Annotated in this window: 15 protein-coding genes; 9 read left to right on the top strand and 6 right to left on the bottom strand. The window is 66.5% G+C overall.

Annotated features, from left to right (window positions below):
- Window positions 1-66: 66 nt before the first annotated feature.
- Complete coding sequence (locus tag AC1ROX_RS14150; protein ID WP_493126573.1) at window positions 67-1272, top strand: CaiB/BaiF CoA transferase family protein; 1206 nt, start codon at window positions 67-69, stop codon at window positions 1270-1272.
- Window positions 1273-1274: 2 nt separating this feature from the next.
- Here AC1ROX_RS14150 and AC1ROX_RS14145 read toward each other — a convergent pair whose 3' ends face one another.
- Window positions 1275-1745 carry a DUF2867 domain-containing protein gene (locus tag AC1ROX_RS14145; RefSeq protein ID WP_493126571.1) on the bottom strand — a complete coding sequence of 157 codons (471 nt, stop codon included), beginning with the start codon at window positions 1743-1745 and terminating at the stop codon, window positions 1275-1277.
- Window positions 1746-1929: 184 nt separating this feature from the next.
- On the opposite strand from AC1ROX_RS14145, the gene AC1ROX_RS14140 reads away from it, so the two are divergent.
- The 5 genes from AC1ROX_RS14140 to AC1ROX_RS14120 all read left to right on the top strand — a co-directional run bounded on the left by AC1ROX_RS14140 (window position 1930) and on the right by AC1ROX_RS14120 (window position 7583).
- A complete protein-coding gene (locus tag AC1ROX_RS14140; protein WP_493126570.1) occupies window positions 1930-3126 on the top strand; it encodes an acyl-CoA dehydrogenase family protein in 1197 nt (398 codons plus the stop codon).
- A gap of 92 nt (window positions 3127-3218) precedes the next feature.
- The gene (locus AC1ROX_RS14135; protein ID WP_493126569.1) at window positions 3219-4427 is read left to right on the top strand and encodes an acyl-CoA dehydrogenase family protein; all 1209 of its coding nucleotides are present in this window, start codon (window positions 3219-3221) and stop codon (window positions 4425-4427) included.
- A 40-nt stretch (window positions 4428-4467) separates the two neighbouring features.
- Window positions 4468-5610 carry an acyl-CoA dehydrogenase family protein gene (locus AC1ROX_RS14130; RefSeq protein ID WP_493126567.1) on the top strand — a complete coding sequence of 381 codons (1143 nt, stop codon included), beginning with the start codon at window positions 4468-4470 and terminating at the stop codon, window positions 5608-5610.
- Window positions 5611-5728: 118 nt separating this feature from the next.
- Entirely contained in the window at window positions 5729-6706 is a 978-nt protein-coding gene (locus tag AC1ROX_RS14125) for an AEC family transporter (protein ID WP_493126565.1), read from the top strand.
- A 22-nt stretch (window positions 6707-6728) separates the two neighbouring features.
- Window positions 6729-7583 carry a TauD/TfdA dioxygenase family protein gene (locus AC1ROX_RS14120; RefSeq protein WP_493126563.1) on the top strand — a complete coding sequence of 285 codons (855 nt, stop codon included), beginning with the start codon at window positions 6729-6731 and terminating at the stop codon, window positions 7581-7583.
- A gap of 7 nt (window positions 7584-7590) precedes the next feature.
- On the opposite strand, the gene AC1ROX_RS14115 is transcribed toward AC1ROX_RS14120, so the two are convergent.
- From AC1ROX_RS14115 to glgX, 5 genes are all read right to left on the bottom strand, one after another.
- Window positions 7591-8103, bottom strand: coding sequence for a DUF992 domain-containing protein (locus tag AC1ROX_RS14115; RefSeq protein ID WP_493126561.1), 513 nt, complete (start codon window positions 8101-8103; stop codon window positions 7591-7593).
- A 214-nt stretch (window positions 8104-8317) separates the two neighbouring features.
- A complete protein-coding gene (locus tag AC1ROX_RS14110; protein ID WP_493126559.1) occupies window positions 8318-9181 on the bottom strand; it encodes a phytanoyl-CoA dioxygenase family protein in 864 nt (287 codons plus the stop codon).
- 97 nt (window positions 9182-9278) lie between these two features.
- Complete coding sequence (locus AC1ROX_RS14105; protein WP_493126557.1) at window positions 9279-9812, bottom strand: hypothetical protein; 534 nt, start codon at window positions 9810-9812, stop codon at window positions 9279-9281.
- Between the two features lie 51 nt (window positions 9813-9863).
- A complete protein-coding gene (locus AC1ROX_RS14100) occupies window positions 9864-10586 on the bottom strand; it encodes a sulfite exporter TauE/SafE family protein (RefSeq protein ID WP_493126736.1) in 723 nt (240 codons plus the stop codon).
- A gap of 54 nt (window positions 10587-10640) precedes the next feature.
- On the bottom strand, window positions 10641-12866 hold the full coding sequence (gene glgX, locus AC1ROX_RS14095; protein WP_493126555.1) for a glycogen debranching protein GlgX: 2226 nt from the start codon (window positions 12864-12866) through the stop codon (window positions 10641-10643).
- 170 nt (window positions 12867-13036) lie between these two features.
- On the opposite strand from glgX, the gene AC1ROX_RS14090 reads away from it, so the two are divergent.
- The 3 genes from AC1ROX_RS14090 to AC1ROX_RS14080 all read left to right on the top strand — a co-directional run bounded on the left by AC1ROX_RS14090 (window position 13037) and on the right by AC1ROX_RS14080 (window position 17160).
- Complete coding sequence (locus AC1ROX_RS14090) at window positions 13037-13546, top strand: RNA polymerase sigma factor (protein WP_493126553.1); 510 nt, start codon at window positions 13037-13039, stop codon at window positions 13544-13546.
- A gap of 82 nt (window positions 13547-13628) precedes the next feature.
- The gene (locus AC1ROX_RS14085) at window positions 13629-14612 is read left to right on the top strand and encodes a FecR family protein (RefSeq protein WP_493126551.1); all 984 of its coding nucleotides are present in this window, start codon (window positions 13629-13631) and stop codon (window positions 14610-14612) included.
- Window positions 14613-14730: 118 nt separating this feature from the next.
- Window positions 14731-17160 carry a TonB-dependent siderophore receptor gene (locus tag AC1ROX_RS14080; protein ID WP_493126549.1) on the top strand — a complete coding sequence of 810 codons (2430 nt, stop codon included), beginning with the start codon at window positions 14731-14733 and terminating at the stop codon, window positions 17158-17160.

Here is a 17160-nt window from a genome sequence, read left to right as displayed (position 1 = left end):
GGCGCATTCGTGTATGCCATAGTGCGCGCGCCAAGGAACGAATAACGAAAGAGCGAGGGCGAGGAAATGCCGGGACCGTTGCAGGGTGTACGCGTAATCGATCTGACGGCGGTGTTGCTGGGGCCGTTCGCCACGCAACATCTGGCCGACATGGGCGCCGACGTGATCAAAGTCGAACCGCCGGAAGGCGACCTGCTGCGCGCCTCGGGCGGCAGCCTCGGCAACGCCCCGGCCATGGGCCCGATCTACATGGCGGCCAACCGCAACAAGCGCTCGATCTGTCTCGACCTCAAGAAACCCGCCGCCTGCGCCGTCCTCAAGGACCTGATCAAGGACGCCGACCTCTTCATCCATAACAGCCGCCCGCAGGCGATCGAGCGGCTGGGGCTGGGCTACGAGGAGCTGAAGAAGATCAACCCGTCGATCATCTATGCCTATTCGCTGGGCTATGCGCGCAAGGGGCCGTACGGCCACAAGCCCGCCTTCGACGACTTGGTGCAGGGCGTCTCGGGCGCGGCCTCGCTGCAGAGCAGGGTCGACGGGCTGCCGCCGCGCTTCATGCCGAGCCTGATCGCCGACAAGACGACGGGGCTGCATCTCTGCATCGCGGTGCTGGGCGCGCTCTACCACCGCAAGTGCACCGGCGAGGGGCAGATGATCGAGGTGCCCATGCTGGAGACGCTGGCGTCCTTCTGGCTGACCGAGCACCTGTTCGGCGCCACCTGGCAGCCCGAACGCGCGCCGATGGGCTACGACCGCATCATCAACAAGTTCCGCCATCCGTTCCCGACGAAGGACGGCTACATCTGCGCGCTGCCCTATACCGACGCGCACTGGGTCAAGTTCTTCGAGCTGGCGGAACGGCCCGACCTTGCCCAGGAAAAGAAGTTCGTCGACCGCATGGAGCGGGCCAAGCATTTCAGCGAGCTCTACCAGGTGCTCGCTGAGCTCCTGAAGCACCGGCCGACCCAGGAATGGCTCGACGTGTTCGACGAGGCCGACATCCCGGCCATGCCGGTGCGCACGCTCGAGGAGCTGAAGGACGATCCGCACCTCAAGGCCACCGGCTTCTTCACCGAGCGCGAGCACCCGACCGAGGGGCCGATCACCACCTTCGCGAGCCCCCTCGACTTCGAGAAGACCAAGGTCGAGTTCCGCCGCCACGCGCCCCCGATCGGCGGCGACGGCGTCGAGGTCCTGCGCGAGGCCGGATTGAGCGACGAGGCGATCGAGAAGATGAAGGCGGACCGGGTGTTGATCGTCCCGTCGTGACGTTAGAAGCGGCGGCGCAGACGGCGCAACGCATCGGTCACCACCAGGATGTGGAAGGGCAGGATCGCCGCGAGATAGAGGCGGCCCAGCAGGTTGTGGCAACGCACGACCGTCGTGGCGACGAGCGTATTGTCGGCGCGGCGCAGGAGCACCGAGGCCCGGAAATCGAGATGGCGGTCGTCGGCACCCAGGACGATCTCGTCGGTCGAGCGCGACAGGACGGGGAAGAAGGCGATGTGCTCGGCGGCGCTCAATGTGTGCGAGGCTCTCACGTCGAACAGCGTCATCACCCGGTCGCGAATCGCCAGCAGGATTGTGAACCACACCGGCGGATCGGCGAAGAGGAGCGTGGCGAGGGTGTCGATATCGGCGGGCGCTTCCGGCGTCAGGGTGGCGGCGAAGCTGTCGGCCAGGCTGGCGCCGGCATACCAGTCACTGATGCGGCTCTCGGCGGGCGGGTCGATACGGCTCATTGGATCGAATATGGTGACGGCGCGCTGCGAGGGCCCTGAAACGCCTGATGACGCGGGATTTTTTTACGTAAACCCGTTCCGCATCTCGGCGTGGTCAGCCGCCAGTCGGTTTCTCTGCGCTTGTCCGGACCGGCCTCGTGGCTAAACTCCGGCCAAATCGAAAATGCCTCCTCGGGAGGGGACCATGGACCTCGCTTTCACGCCTGAAGAACAGAAATTCGCCGACGAGGTGCGGGCCTTCGTGCGCGCCAACCTGTCTCCCGACACGCGCGACAAGGTGAAGAACGGCAAGCACCTGATCCGCGACGACTACATGCGCTGGCAGCAGGCGCTCGGGAAGAAGGGCTGGCTGGTCTACACCTGGCCGAAGAAGCATGGCGGCCCGGGCTTCACGCCGGCCCAGCGCTACATCTTCGAGAATATCTGCGCCGAGGAATATGCGCCGGGCATCATCCCGTTCGGCAGCAAGATGGTCGGGCCGGTGATCTACACGTTCGGCACCGAGGCGCAGAAGGAGAAGTATCTCCCGGCGATCCGCGAGAGCACCATCTGGTGGTGCCAGGGCTATTCCGAGCCGGGCTCGGGCTCCGACCTCGCGAGCCTGCGCACCAAGGCGGAGAAGGACGGCGACCATTACATCGTGAACGGGTCCAAGACCTGGAACACGATGGGCCACTGGGCCGACTGGATTTTCTGCCTCGTCCGCACCGATTCGAAGTCGAAGCCGCAGGAAGGGATTTCGTTCCTGCTGATCGACATGAAGACGCCGGGCATCACGGTGAAGCCGATCATCATGGCCGACGGCGGCCACGAGGTGAACGAGGTCTTCTTGGACAATGTGAAGGTCCCGGTCGAGAACCTGGTCGGCAAGGAGAACGAGGGCTGGACCTGCGCCAAGTTCCTGCTGGCCAACGAGCGGCTGGGCATCGCCGCCGTGCCGCAGTCCAAGCGCGGCGTCGAGGCGCTGAAGGACATCGCCCGCGCCGAGCAGGACAACGGCCGCCCGCTGATCGAGAACCAGAGCTTCGCCGAGAAGATCGCCGATCTCGAGATCCAGGTGACGGCGCTCGAATTCACCGAGCTGCGCGTGCTCTCGACGATGGCGCATGGCGGCCAGCCGGGACCGGAAGTGTCGGGCCTGAAGATCCGCGGCTCGGAGATCCAGCAGCGCATCACCGAACTCACGCTGGAAGCGGTCGGCGAATATTCCGCGCCGTACCTGCCGGGCCTGCTGTGGCAGGGCACGAACGAGGAGCCGGTCGGTCCCGACTACGCCCACCTCGCCGCACCGCGCTACTTCAACACGCGCAAGACCACGATCTATGGCGGCAGCAACGAGATCCAGAAGGGCATCATCAGCAAGATGGTGTTGGGACTGTGATCATTCATGGGAGCGCGCCACTCCAGTGGCGCGCGGACATCATGAGCGCCACTGGAGTGGCGCGCTCCAATGACGCTATGACGGAGAGCTAGATGGACCTCGCCCTCAAGCCCGAACACAAGGCGTTCGCCGACGAAGTGCGTGCCTTCGTCCACGAGAACCTGTCACCCGCGACGCGCGAGAAGACCTTCTCGGGCAAGCACTACGACCGCGACGACCACATCGTGTGGCAGAAGGCGCTCGGGAAGAAGGGCTGGCTCGCCTACACCTGGCCGAAGAAGTACGGCGGCCCGGGCTGGGACGTGACGCAGCGCTTCCTGTTCGAGAACGTGCTGGCGGAAGAGGGCGCGCCGCGCATCCTGCCGTTCGGCCCCAAGATGGTCGGCCCGGTGATCTACACCTTCGGCACCGAGGCGCAGAAGGAGCGCTTCCTGCCGGGCATCCGCAGCTCCGACGTGTCGTGGTGCCAGGGCTATTCCGAGCCGGGCGCTGGCTCCGATCTCGCCAACCTTCGCACGCGCGCGGTGCGCCAGAAGGACGACAGTGGCGACCACTACATCGTGAACGGTCAGAAGACCTGGACCTCGTTCGCGCATTGGGGCGACTGGATCTTCTGCCTCGTGCGCACCAACACGGAAGTGAAGGCGCAGGAAGGCATCTCCTTCCTGCTGATCGACATGAAGACGCCGGGCGTCACCGTGCGGCCGATCATCATGACCGACGGCGCCCATCACGTGAACGACGTGTTCCTCGACAATGTGAAGGTCCCGGTCGAGAACCTGATCGGCAAGGAGAACGAGGGCTGGACCTGCGCCAAGTTCCTGCTGGCCAACGAGCGGTTGGGCATCGCCGAGGTCCCGGCCTCCAAGCGCGGCGTCTCGGTGCTGCGCCAGATCGCCCGCATCGAGCCGCAGAATGGCGGCACCCTGGCCGACGATCCCGCCTTCACCGCGCAGATCGCCGACATCGACCTGCAGGTCCAGGCGCTTGAGATGAGCGAGCTTCGCGTGCTCTCGACCATGGCCCAGGGCGGCGCGCCCGGCCCCGAGGTCTCGACCCTGAAGGTGCGCGGCTCGGAGATCCAGCAGCGCATCGCCGAGCTCACGATGGAGGCGGTGGGCGAGTATGCCCAGCCCTACCAGCCCGGCATGCTGTTCCACGACACGAACGAGACGCCGATCGGGCCCGACCACGCCCCGCCGGCCGCGCCGCGCTATTTCAACATGCGCAAGACCAGCATCTACGGCGGCAGCACCGAGATTCAGAAGAACATCGTCTCGAAGATGGTGCTTGGCCTCTGACGGGGGCTATAACCGCGATCAAGAATTCCGGAGGAGAAACATGGATCTGTCCCTTTCCGACGAACAGAAGCAGCTGCAGGAATCGGCCGAGCGCTTTGCGCGCGAGAAGTACACGTTCGAGAACCGCCGCAAGATCGCGGCGACCGAGCAGGGCTGGCTGACGGAAAACTGGGCGCAGTTCGCCGAGCTGGGTTGGCTCGGCATGGCCTTCTCCGAGGAAGACGGCGGCTACGGCGGCGGCCCGATCGAGACCATGATCGTCATGGAGCAGTTCGGTAAGGGCCTGGTGCTCGAGCCGTTCCTGCCGACGGTGGTCCTGGGCGGCGGCATGATCGCCCGCGCCGGATCGGCCGATCAGAAGGCGGCGTTGCTGGCCCCGATGATCGAGGGCAAGAAGCAGTTCGCCTTCGCCTGGCTGGAGCGCCAGAGCCGTTACAATCTCGCCGACGTGTCGCTCAAGGCGACCAAGGAAGGCAATGGCTGGTCGCTGTCGGGCCACAAGGGCGTCGTCTACAATGCGGCCTCGGCCGACGAGATCATCGTGCTGGCGCGTACCGCCGGTTCGGCGCGCGAGCCCAAGGGCCTGACGCTGTTCGTGGTCGACGCCAAGGCCAAGGGCATCACCCGCCGCGACTACCCGACGCAGGATTCGCTGCGCGCCTCAGAGCTCACCTTCGACAAGGTCTCGGTCGGCGCCGACGCCGTCCTGGGCAAGGTCGATGAGGCGTTCCCGACTGTCGAGGAAGCGGTCGATCGCGCCATCGTGGCACTCTGCGCCGAAGCGACCGGCTGCATGGACGCGATCAACGCCGCGACGCTCGACTACATCAAGACCCGCAAGCAGTTCGGCGTGGCGATCGGCAAGTTCCAGGTGCTGCAGCACCGCATGGTCGATTGCTTCACCAACGCGCAGGAAGCGCGTTCGATGACCTTGATGGCCTCGCTCAAGATCGACGACAAGGATCCGACGGTGCGCGCCAAGGCGGCCTCCGGCGCCAAGGTCCAGATCGGCAAGTCGGGCAAGTTCTGCGGCCAGAGCGCGGTGCAGATGCACGGCGGCATGGGCGTCACCGACGAGCTGTCGGTCAGCCACTACTTCAAGCGGCTGACGATGATCGACCTGATGTTCGGCAACCAGCAGCATCACCTGACGCGCTACAGCAACCTCGCGATGGCGGCTTAAGGCGCATTCACATGCGCCGGCGGGCGGCGGCGCCTTCTCGCGTTTTCGCCGACTCCGGCGAAAACGCTGGGGCGCGAGAGCCCGCGCCCGGCAGAATGAGTAAGGACGCGCCACGGGCGTGGCGCGCCCCCAGCGCATGAACGCCATCTTCGACATCATCCTGCCGGTCTTCGGCATGGTGCTGGTCGGCTGGATGATCGGCCGCAGCAAGCTCCTCAGTCCGGAGGGCTTGCGCGGCTTCACCGCCGTCACCTTCTACGTCCTGTTCCCGGCGCTGCTCTTCCGCTCCATGGCCAAGGTGCGGCTGGAGACGCTCGAGCCGCAGGTGCTGCTGGCCTTCTTCAGCGGCGTCGCCGTCCTCTACGGCCTGCTGATGGTGCTCGGCCGGATGCAGGGGCTGCGGCTCGGCGACCGCGCCATGTTCGCGCTGAGCGGCGCCTTCTCCAACGGCGTCGGCATCGGCATCCCCTTCATCAGCTACGCCTTCGGCGAACAGGGGCTGGTGCCGCTGCTGATGATCATCAGCGTGCATTCGCTGATCCTGCTCACCTTCACCTGTTTCCTGATGGAGATGGACGGCGCGGGCGGGCGGCGCGCCAACGTGCTGAAGCGCCTGGGCGGCGCGGCGCTATCGATGCTGAAGCACCCGGTGATCCCGGCGATCTTCGCCGGCCTCCTGTGGGGCGAAATCACGACGCACGTGCCCGGGGTCGCGACGCCGGCGGTGATCGACCGCATCCTGCAGGCCTTCGCGGTGGCGGCGGCGCCCTGCGGCCTGATCATGGTCGGCGCCTCGCTCGCCCATGTCGGACTGAAGGGGCACTGGCAGTCGGCCGTCGTGGTGTCGGTGTTCAAGCTCGCCGTGCTGCCGGTGCTGGTCTGGACGATCGGCCGCTACGTCATTCCGCTCGATCCGCTGTGGCTTAACGTGGCGACCCTGAATGCTGCCCTGCCGGCCGGTACCAACGTCTACCTGATCGCCCAGATGTACGGGATCGGCGTCGCCCGCGCGACCAACGCCGTGGTGATCTCGACCGCCGCCAGCGTCTTCACGCTGTCCGTGGCATTGTTGTTGCTCGGAGTGCAGGCGCGGTAAGCTCGGGACCGGAGGTAGCCCCATGACGTACGAGACGGTTCAGGTTCGCGAGCTCGAGGGCTGTGGCGCCGAGGTGCTGGGGCTCGATCTCAAGTCGATGAGCAACCGACAGTGGGACGAGGTGCAGCGCGCCTTCGTCGAGCATGGCGTGATCTTCTTCCGCGACCAGGAGCTGACGCCCGAGCAGCACATCGCGTTCGCGCAGCGCTGGGGCCAGATCGACATCAATCGCTACTTCACGCCGGTCGCCGGCTATCCGCAGATCGCGGAGGTGCGCAAGGAGCCGCAGCAGCAGAAGAACATCGGCGAGCGCTGGCACACCGATCACACCTACGACCAGATCCCCGCCATGGGCTCGATCCTGGTGGCGCGCGAGCTGCCGTCGAAGGGTGGCGACACGCTGTTCGCGAACGTCTACCGCGCCTTCGAGACGCTGTCGGAAGGATTGAAGCAGACGCTGCGCGGGCTGAATGCCGTGCATTCGTCGGCGCATCGTTTCGGCACCGCCGCGCGCAAGGCGAGCGGCAGCGACCTCGTCTTCCACAACGGCGACCAGGTCGGCGACGTGCTGCATCCGGTCGTGATTCGCCATCCGCTGAGCGGCCGCGAGGCGCTCTACGTCAATGCGGACTTCACCCTGCACTTCGAGGGCTGGAGCGTCGAGGACAGCAATCCGCTGCTGGAATATCTCTACGCGCATGTCACGCGGAGCGAGTTCACCAGCCGCTTCCAGTGGCGCGACGGCTCGATCGCCTTCTGGGACAACCGCGCCACCTGGCACAGCGCCCAGAACGACTATCACGGCGAGCGGCGGCTGATGCACCGCATCACCGTCGCCGGCTGCGCATTGCAGGCGGCGACGGCGGCTCGGGTCTGAGCCGAAGCTACTGCTTCAGGCGGATCGTCATCGCGGCGACGCCGGTCGCCAGGTTGTAGCCGGCGTCCTTCACGACGCCCGACGAGACCATGCCGATCTCGGCGTTCGGGCCGCCATAGATCCAGTTGCCGCCGGCCTGGTTGCCGGCCGCGACCGTGCCCTGCTCGCCGACATAGGTGCCCGCGATCTGGTTCACGCCGCGGTCCGAGCCCAGCGAGTAGACGCGCCAGATCGTGTGCACGGCCTTGGTGTAGCCGATGTCGATGCCGACCTTGTCGATCGTGCCGGTGTACTGCGCCGTCGAGACGCCGTCCTTGCCGAGGAACACGCAGTCGAGCGGCTTGGCCGAGCCCAGCACGTAGCCGGTGCTGCCGCCGACGTTGCAGGTCAGCGAGCCGATATAGATGCGCGAGTTCGCATTCGTGGTGTTGAGCTGCTGCGCGGACGACTGCTGCATGCTGCAGGCGCCGGTCGAGAGGGCGAGGGCAGCCATCGCGGCCGCCATGACGACGTTCTTCATAGACACTCCTTTAGGGGAGGGCCGCCCACACGAGCGCCCGTCCGGACACAGCCATTACGACGCCGGACAAGCGCTGAAAAGAGAAGACGGTTTTCACAAGTGCTGATGCAAAAACTTCCCGTCGTCTCGACCGGAGCCGAGCGCAGCGAGGCGGAGTGGAGCCTGCCCCGAGGTTTCCCGAGAGGGCGCTTCGGTCGAGACGACGGGATTGGGGTTAGGCGGTACCCGTCATCACCGCTTCCTGGTCCTCGGGCGAATAGAAGAAGTCGCCGGGGCGGAAATCGTGGCCGAGGTCGCCCAGCAGGCGGCGCTGGCGCGGCGTGCAGCGGTCGAGGATCGCAGCGTACGGCCCGCTGAAATCGTAGGCCCGCATGAACATCTGGCAGTAATTGTAGAGCAGGGTCTTGCGCGCCTTGCCGGAATGGTTGGGCGAGGGGCCGTGCCACAGCGCGTGCGGGAAGACATAGGCGTCGCCCGCCTTGCCCAGCAGCGGCACCGCACCCGGCATGCCCGGGCTGGGCACGCGCTCGGCGCGCTCGGGGAAGGGCCGCAGATGGCTGCCGGGGAACACGGTGAAGTTGCCGCTGTTCTCCGCCGTCACGTCGGTCAGCAGGTACATGACCTTCACCGCCAGCGGCCGGCTGGTCTCGCTGACGCGGATCGCCTTCTGCGCCTGTCCGCCGTCGGTGTGAGTGTAGCCCGGGAACAGGTCGGTCGAGGCGCGCACGATCGCCTGGCTCATCGAGAACTGGATGTAGGGACCCATCAGGTCGAGGATCAGGTCGAAGATCGCGGGCCGGTCGATCAGGTCGATGAAGGCCTGGTGGTAGGGCAGCAGGTCGCGCCGGTCCATGAACGCGTCCTTGTTCTGGTCGGGCAGTTTCCACGCGTAATGACCGCGCGGCAGCGTGCCGGGCGCGGGCTCGTAGCCCGGCTCGGTGCGAACCTTGTCGTCGAGCAATTTGGAAAAGAAATCGACCTCGGCGGACGACAGCGCGCCCTCGATCTGCAGGTAGCCGTCGACGGCCCACTGCTCTCGTTGTGCCTCGGTAAGCGTACGCGTGGTGTTGGCCAGCATGCGTTCCTCCCTTGGAAGCTTGCTGCCAGTCTAGCGTGTGGCGACGCCCCTGTCGGCGTCGCCCTATCGCATCGCGGCCCGTATTGCGGGCGCGACTTCAGCGGGCGTCGCGCTTGGCCTGTACGCGCGCGTTCTGCTTGCGGACGGCGCCGCGCACCGAGGCCGGAACGTGGTGCTCGACTTCGACGCGCGCCTTGCCACGCAGGCCGCCTCGGGTACCGCGGGCCGTCTTCGGCGCGGTCTTGCCCTTGGCGGGCGACTTCGCTTCCCGCTTCTGCGCGAGGGCCTTCTTCGCGCTGGCGACGAGCGCCTCCTTGGCCTTCACCTTGGCGCGACGCTCGGTCTCGGTGTCGAGGCGGGCGAGCGCCGCCGACAGGATGGTGAGCTTGAGCTGCGAACCGTCGTCGTCCTTGGCCGGCGCGGCGCCGCGCGCGCGTACCTTGCCGCGCATCTCGCGGCGCTGGCGCTCGGCCACCGTCTTCGCGCGGTCGCGCTTGGTGCGCAGGCGCTTCACCAGCCGGGTGAGCTCGGAATCGGTCAGCGCCCGCGAGGCCCGCACGGCCGACATGCCGACCAGTTCCTTCTCGTCCGCGCTCAGCGCCCGCTCTTCCTGCTTCTTCGTGATTGCCATTGTCGATCTCCTCGAAGGGACGACATCCATGCCGAAGGAAATTGCAGCCGTCTACCTCAGCGCCTGCCAAAGAAGTGCGACACCCGATAGCAGCATGACGCCGTCGAGCAGGTTCTGGAACGCGGCGATACTCAACCGCTCGACGATCAGGCGCGCGAGATAGGTGCCGGCCATCACCGAGGAGCCGGTGATCAGCCCCTTGATCGCGATGTCGGTCGGCAGCGCGCCGAACGCCTGGAAGGTGATGGCCTTGCTGATGTAGAGCGCGAGCGAGCCCGCCGCTTCGGTCGCAATGAACGCGCCTTTGACCAGTCCATGGGCGGCGAAGGCGGGCACGCTGAGCGGCCCGGTCGAGACCACGATGCCCGTCAGGAAGCCGATGACGATTCCGGCCACGAACATGCCGCCATAGCCGAGCGTGACGTTGCGCGCGGCGAGCCAGCGCCGGCCCGGGATCATCACCAGGAAGAACACACCGAGCGCCGTCTCGACCGTGTTCTCGGGCAGGGCCAGCAGGGTGCGGGCGCCGAGCGCCGCGGTCGGAATGCCGCCCAGCGCATAGGCCCCGGCCGCGCGCCAGTCGATGAAGCGCCACCAGGCGGTGATCTTGGCGAAGTTCGACATCAGCGCGACCACCGCCATGATCGGCACCGCCTCGCGCGGCCCGAAGACGATGACCAGCACCGGCAGCAGGATGACCGTCGCCCCGGTGCCCACGACGCCGCTCACCGTCCCGGCAATCAGGCCGACGAACAGCACCAGCGCATAGCTCAGCATCGTGTCTCCCTACCTCGGTCCGCGTGCTGCCGCATCCCGATCAGGGCTACCTCAGTCGAAGCCGAAACGCACCGATTTCGTCGAGGCTTCGTCCATCGCCTGGACCACGCGCTGGAACGAGCGCTCGGCGGCGGTGTCGCGCTGCGGCGTACGGGAAGGCTGCAGCACGAAGAGGTGCAAAGAGCGCGCCGACACGTCGTAGGCGTGGCCGAAGTCGCGCAGCGCCAGCGGCTCGCCCTCGGGATCGCTGGTGTCGATCAGCCTGACCCAGCGCGACCCGCCGACCGCCTCGGGCAAGGTGAACGGCACCGTATCGGTGTGGGAATTCAGGATGATGAGCAACGTCGAATCCGAACCGACGCGACGGATGCCGGTCTCCTGCGCACGGCCGTCCAGCAGGACGCCGAGGCAGCGCGCGTTGCCGTCGTTCCAGTTTTCGTCGGTCATCTCCGCACCCGCCGGCGTCAGCCAGCTCACGTCCTTCACCCCAAGCTCCTCGTCGAAGGCGCCGGTGAGGAAGCGGCCGCGGCGCAGCATCGGCAGCGCGTGGCGGATCATGATCAGCTTGCGCACGAACTCCGCGAGGTCGCGCTGGTCGGGGCCAATTCCCTGCCAGTCGACCCACGAGATCTCGTTGTCCTGGCAGTAGCTGTTGTTGTTGCCCTTCTGGCTGCGGCCGAACTCGTCGCCGCCCAGCAGCATCGGCGTGCCGCGCGACAGGATGAGCGTCGACAGCATGTTGCGCATCTGGCGCAGCCGCGTCTCGAGTATGTCGCGATCCTCGGTCGGTCCCTCGGCACCGTAATTGTTCGAGAGATTGTGCGAGTGACCGTCCTTGTTGTTCTCGCCGTTGGCCTCGTTGTGCTTGTCGTTGTAGGCGACGAGATCGCCCAAGGTGAATCCGTCATGCGCGGTAATGAAGTTGATCGAGGCCCAGGGCTTGCGGCCGCGCTTGGCAAAAAGATCCGCGGACGCGGTGAGGCGCGCCGCCATCGGCGGCAGCTTGCCCTCGTCGCCGCGCCAGTAGGCGCGCACCGTGTCGCGGAAGGCGTCGTTCCATTCGGCCCAGCCGGGCGAGAAGCGGCCGACCTGGTAGCCGCCCGGTCCCATGTCCCACGGCTCGGCGATCAGCTTCACCTCCGACAGGATCGGGTCCTGGCGGCAGGCATCGAGGAAGCGTCCTTCCTCCTCGAAGCCGTGCGGCTCGCGGCCGAGGATGGTGGCGAGGTCGAAGCGGAAGCCGTCGATGCGCATGTCGGTTGCCCAGTAGCGCAGGCTGTCCATCACCAGCTGCAGCACCCTCGAATTGCTGAGGTTGACGGTGTTCCCGGTGCCTGTGTCGTTGATGTAGTAACGCGGCTCGGGCGCCAGCCTGTAGTAGGAGGCGTTGTCGATGCCCTTGAAGCAGAGCGTCGGTCCGAGCTGGTTGCCTTCGGCGGTGTGGTTGTAGACGACGTCGAGGATGACCTCGAGACCGGCGGCATGGAGATGCGCCACCATCTCCTTGAACTCGGCGAAGGCGAAGTCGGGATTGGCGGCGTAGCGCCGGGCCGGCGCGAAGAAGCCGATCGTGTTGTAACCCCAATAATTCTTCAGCCCCTTCTCGAGCAGGTTGCTGTCGTCGACGAAGGTGTGCACCGGCAGCAGCTCGACGGCGCTGACGCCGAGCGAGGAGAGGTAGCTGGTGATCTCGGCCGAGGCGAGGCCGGCATAGGTGCCGCGCAGGGGTTCGGGCACGGCGGGATGAAGCTGCGTCAGGCCGCGGACATGGGCCTCGTAGACGATCGTATTCTCCCAGGCGGTGTGCCGCCGCGGCGCGCGGCCCCAGCTGAAGGCCGGATCGATGACGCAGCTTCTGTAGGTGAACGGCGCGCTGTCGCGATCGTCGAAGGTGAGATCGTCGCCGCTCTCCATTTTGTAGCCGAAGAGGGCGGGGTTCCAGGTCAGCTTGCCGATCACCTGTTTGGCGTAGGGATCGAGCAGCAGCTTGTTGGGATTGAAGCGATGGCCGGCAGCCGGCTCATAGGGACCGTGAACGCGAAAGCCGTAGATCGTGCCCGGCCGCGCGTCCGGCAGATAGCCGTGCCAGACCTCGTCGGTGTATTCCGGCAGCACGATCCGCTCGATCTCACGCTCGCCCGATGAGTCGAACAGGCAGAGTTCGACCTTGGTGGCGTGCGCCGAGAAGAGCGCGAAATTGACGCCCAGCCCGTCCCAGGTGGCGCCGAGCGGATAGGGAAGTCCTTCGCTGAGCCGCGAGGGCCGATGGTCGTTCACGAGCCAAGGCCGGCAATGTCGGTGTTGCGTGCGATGATCATGTATGTCCCCCGGCCGTGCCCGATACGCCGCTCAACGCACGCTGGAACGAGTCGTTGCTGCGCTTGCCGGAGGCGTTGGGGGGCGCCTATAAGGTCACTTGCGAATAATTCGCAAATGAGGAGCCCTGCTTGGGCGGCGAGCCGACCGCATTGGCGCTGTACGCAGCGCATCGACCTGCATTGACGAGCTATGCGAGCGGCATCGTCGGCGATCATGCGCGTGCCGAGGATGTCGTCCAGGAAGCGTGGCTGCGCTTCGTCTCGGCCATGGCCAAGGGCTCGCTCGAAGAGCCGGTCGGCTATCTCTACCGCATCGTGCGCAACCTGTCGGTCGACTGTCGCCGCCGAATGGCGCGCGAACGGGTGGTCGAGAACGAGGACCTGTCCAAGGCGGAATCGCTGCCGGATGGCGTGGCGTCGCCCGAAGTCCAGGCCTCTGTGCGCGAGGATATCCGCTTGCTGATCGAGGTGATGGAGGAGCTGCCCGAGCGCACCCGCATCGCCATCGAGATGCGCCGCATCGAGGGCTGCAAGCTGAAGGACATCGCCGCCCGGCTGGGCATTTCCGTGCCCGTCGCCTACCAGATCGTGGCCGAGGGACTGGCGCATTGCCATCGCCGGCTGAAGGCGGGCCGGTAGGCCAAAAGATTCTTCAAAAATTTCCGGATGCTGCAGCGTCTGGTGAGACGTGGGTGGACGGCTGCCCTGGCCAAGGATGGACATGTCGATCGACGGCAAGGATGACAAGGATGCTTCGGTCGCGGCGGCCCACTGGCTGCTGGCGCTGGAGGATTCGCCGGACGATGCCGGACTGCGCGAGCGGTTCGAGGCATGGCTCGCGGAGAGCCCCGAGCATGCCGCCGCCTGGGCCGGCGTTTCCGATGTCTATGAGGCGGTCGGCACGCCGGCCTATGTCGCGCATCGTGCTGCCCGGGACGCCCGGCCGGCAGCAGACAGGCCTGTCGTCAATCTGGACCGCGCGCGCCGCCGGCGGTTCGCGCTGTCGGCCGCTTCGCTGGCGATTGCCGCCTGCCTCGCTTTTGCGGCATTGCCTGGCCTATTGCTGCAATGGCGGGCTGACCATGTGACTTCCGTCGCCGAAAGCCGTTCGGTCGTTCTCGACGATGGCTCCGCGGTGCGCCTGGCGCCCGGCAGCGCCATCGAGGTGATGGCCGGAACCGGCCGTGGGGTGCGGCTGCTGCGGGGCGAGGCGCTGTTCGAAGTGGTGCCGGACAGCGCGCGCCCGTTCCGTGTCGAGGCCGGCGGCGTCGAGACGACCGTGCTCGGCACCGTGTTCGACGTGAGGCTGCTGGACGAGGGCGCGTTCGTCGCCGTGCGCGAGGGAGAGGTGCGTGTCGATCGGGCTGCCGCGCCGCGTGTCTCGGAGCGCCTGAAAGCGGGCGACTGGGTGAGGGTGGAAGGGCACGGTGCCCTCGCGCGCGGGATCGTGCCGCCGACTGAGGTCGCGGCCTGGCAGCGGGGGCAGATCGTCGCCCGCGATCGCGCGATCTCGGACATCGTCGAAGAGGTACGCCGCTCCTATGGCGGTATCGTGCTCGTCACCGACAGCGCGCTCGCAGGGCAGCGCGTGACCGGCGTCTACAATCTCGACGATCCGGTCGCGGCGCTGCGCGCGGCCGCTGGCGTGCATGGCGGGTTCGTCCGCCAGGTGTCGCCCTGGTTGATCGTCGTCTCCGCGAACTGACCCGCGCGAACTTTTTTCAAAAACTTTGCCTGTGCCGGACGTTGATTGACCACGCGCCGATCTGAGACGCCGCCGCAGACCCGGTCGCCGCGCCAAGTCGTTTGGGGAGAGAGTGCGTATGGCGGTTGTCCGCAACGGGGGCCGGCAGGCCCTGCGAGGTGCTGCGTTGGCGCTGGCGACGGTCGCCGGCATGAGCGGTGAGGTGTTGGCCCAGGCCGAGCCCGAGATCAACGTCGCCCAGGCGCAACGGACCTTCGACATCCCGCCGCAGCCGCTGGCCGGCGCACTCGCCGCCTTCGGCCAGCAATCGGGCATGCAGGTCTCGATCAGCGCCGGCCTCGCCCAGGGCGTCTCCTCGCCGGGCGCGAGCGGCGCCCTGACGCCGACGCAGGCGCTCGACAGGTTGCTGTCGGGCACCGGCATCACCTATCGCATCACCGGCAACACGGCGATGCTGCAGCGCCTGTCCGATAGCAGCAGCAGCGGCGCGCTTCAGCTCGATCCGGTACAGGTGCAGGGTTCGACCGTGCCGCCGCAGGCCATCATCGACAATGTCCCGCCGCCTTTTGCCGGCGGCCAGGTCGCAACCGGCGCGCAGCTTGGCCTGTTCGGGAACAAGGGCGTGATGAACACGCCGTTCAGCCAGACCAGCTACACGGCCGAGACCGTCGAGAACCAGCAGGCCCGCACCGTTACCGAGGTGCTGGCCAACAATCCCTCGGTGCGCATGGCGACGTCGGAAACCTCGTTCGTGCCGACCACCTACATCCGTGGCTTCTTCGTTGCGCCCTGGGACATCTCGTTCAACGGCCTCTACGGTGTCCTGCCGGGTCAGACGATCAGCGCCGACTTCGTCGAGCGGGTGGAGCTCCTGCTAGGTCCCAGCGCGCTGGTGAGCGGCATGCCACCGCAGGGCAGCATCGGCGGCATGCTCAACATTGTCCCGAAGCGCGCGGTGGAGACGCCGACGACGCGGGTCACCACGAACTACGCGATGAACAGCCAGTTCGGCGGCCATGTCGATGTCGGCCGCCGCTTCGGCGACAACAAGGAGTGGGGCGTCCGCTTCAACGGCAGCTATCGCGGCGGCAACACGGCGGTACAGAACCAGTCGCAGGAGATGGGTCTCCTGGCGCTTGCGCTCGACTATCGCGGCGAGCGGGCGCGGCTGGCGGTCGATCTCGGATACCAGCGGCAATATGCGACCGCGCCCTTCCGCAATTTCGGCATCAATCCCGGCATCGCCATTCCGGCGGCGCCGAGCGCCATGTCCAATGCGGCGCAGCCCTGGACCTACTCCGACATCGAGGACAGGTTCGGCAGCTTTCGCGGCGAGTTCGACATTTCGGAGGATTGGACGGTCTATGGAATGATCGGCGGCCGCACGACCCGGTCGAACGCCGTCGGCGGGCGGCCGACGATCACCAACGCGATGGGCAACTTCACGAACCCGATCCAGTACATTCCGTTCCTCAGCCAGACCGACAGCGAGGAAGTGGGTGTCCGCGGTCGCTTCGAGACCGGGCCGATCCATCACCAGGTGTCGCTGGTCGGCAACCGGCTGTTTACCGTCACGTCGAACCAGCTTCCGACGCTGACGACCGTCACGTCCAACATCTACAATCCGACTTTCGTCGCGGCGCCCGTCACGCCGTTCCTCAATCCCAACCGCTCCAGCGATTCGCTTTTCTACAGCTACGGCTTCGGTCACACGATGTCGGCGGCCGAAGACCGCGTGCAGTTGATCTGGGGCCTGCGCCAACAGCAGATCGAGAGCAACAACTACAACAACGTCTCGGGTTTGCGGACCTCCAACTATTCGAGCGGCGCGCTGACGCCGGCCGTGGGCGTGCTCTTCAAGCCGTGGGAGAACGTCTCCTTCTACGGCAGCTACATGCAGGGCCTGCAGCCCGGCAGCATCGTTCCCGCAAACTTCGCGAATGCCGGCCAGGCGCTGCCGCCCTTCGTGTCGAACCAGTTCGAAGTCGGCGCCAAGGTCGACTGGGGACGCCTGATCACCACGCTGGCGCTCTTCCAGATCACCCAGCCCAGCGGCATCGCCAATGCGGCGACCAACACCTTCACGGCCGACGGCGAGCAGCGCAATCGCGGCATCGAGCTGAATGCGATGGGACTGCTCACCGACACGGTGCGCGTGCTGGGCGGCGTGACCTTCCTGCAGGGCCGGCTGCAGAAGACCGCCAGCGGCCTCACCGACGGCAAGGTCGCGACGGGCGTGCCCGACGTGCAGCTCAATGTCGGACTGGAATGGGACACGCCCTGGGTGCGCGGCCTCACCCTGACGGGCCGTGCGATCTACACCAGCGCGCAATATTACGACAATGCCAACACCCAGCAGATCCCGAGCTGGGTCCGTTTCGACGTGGGTGCGCGCTACGGCTTCGAGCTACAGGGCCGGCCGCTCAGCGCCAAGCTCAACGTCCTGAACGTCGGCAACAACAACTACTGGGAATCGGCGAACTCGCTGTACGGCCTGGCCATGGGCGCGCCGCGCACGGTGCTCGTCTCGTTGTCAGCGGATTTCTGA

This window comes from Reyranella sp. GW821-FHT14A01, from assembly GCF_058803965.1.
The sequence above is the reverse complement of the archived record's forward strand: the minus strand, read 5'-3'. Positions and strand labels throughout refer to the sequence as shown.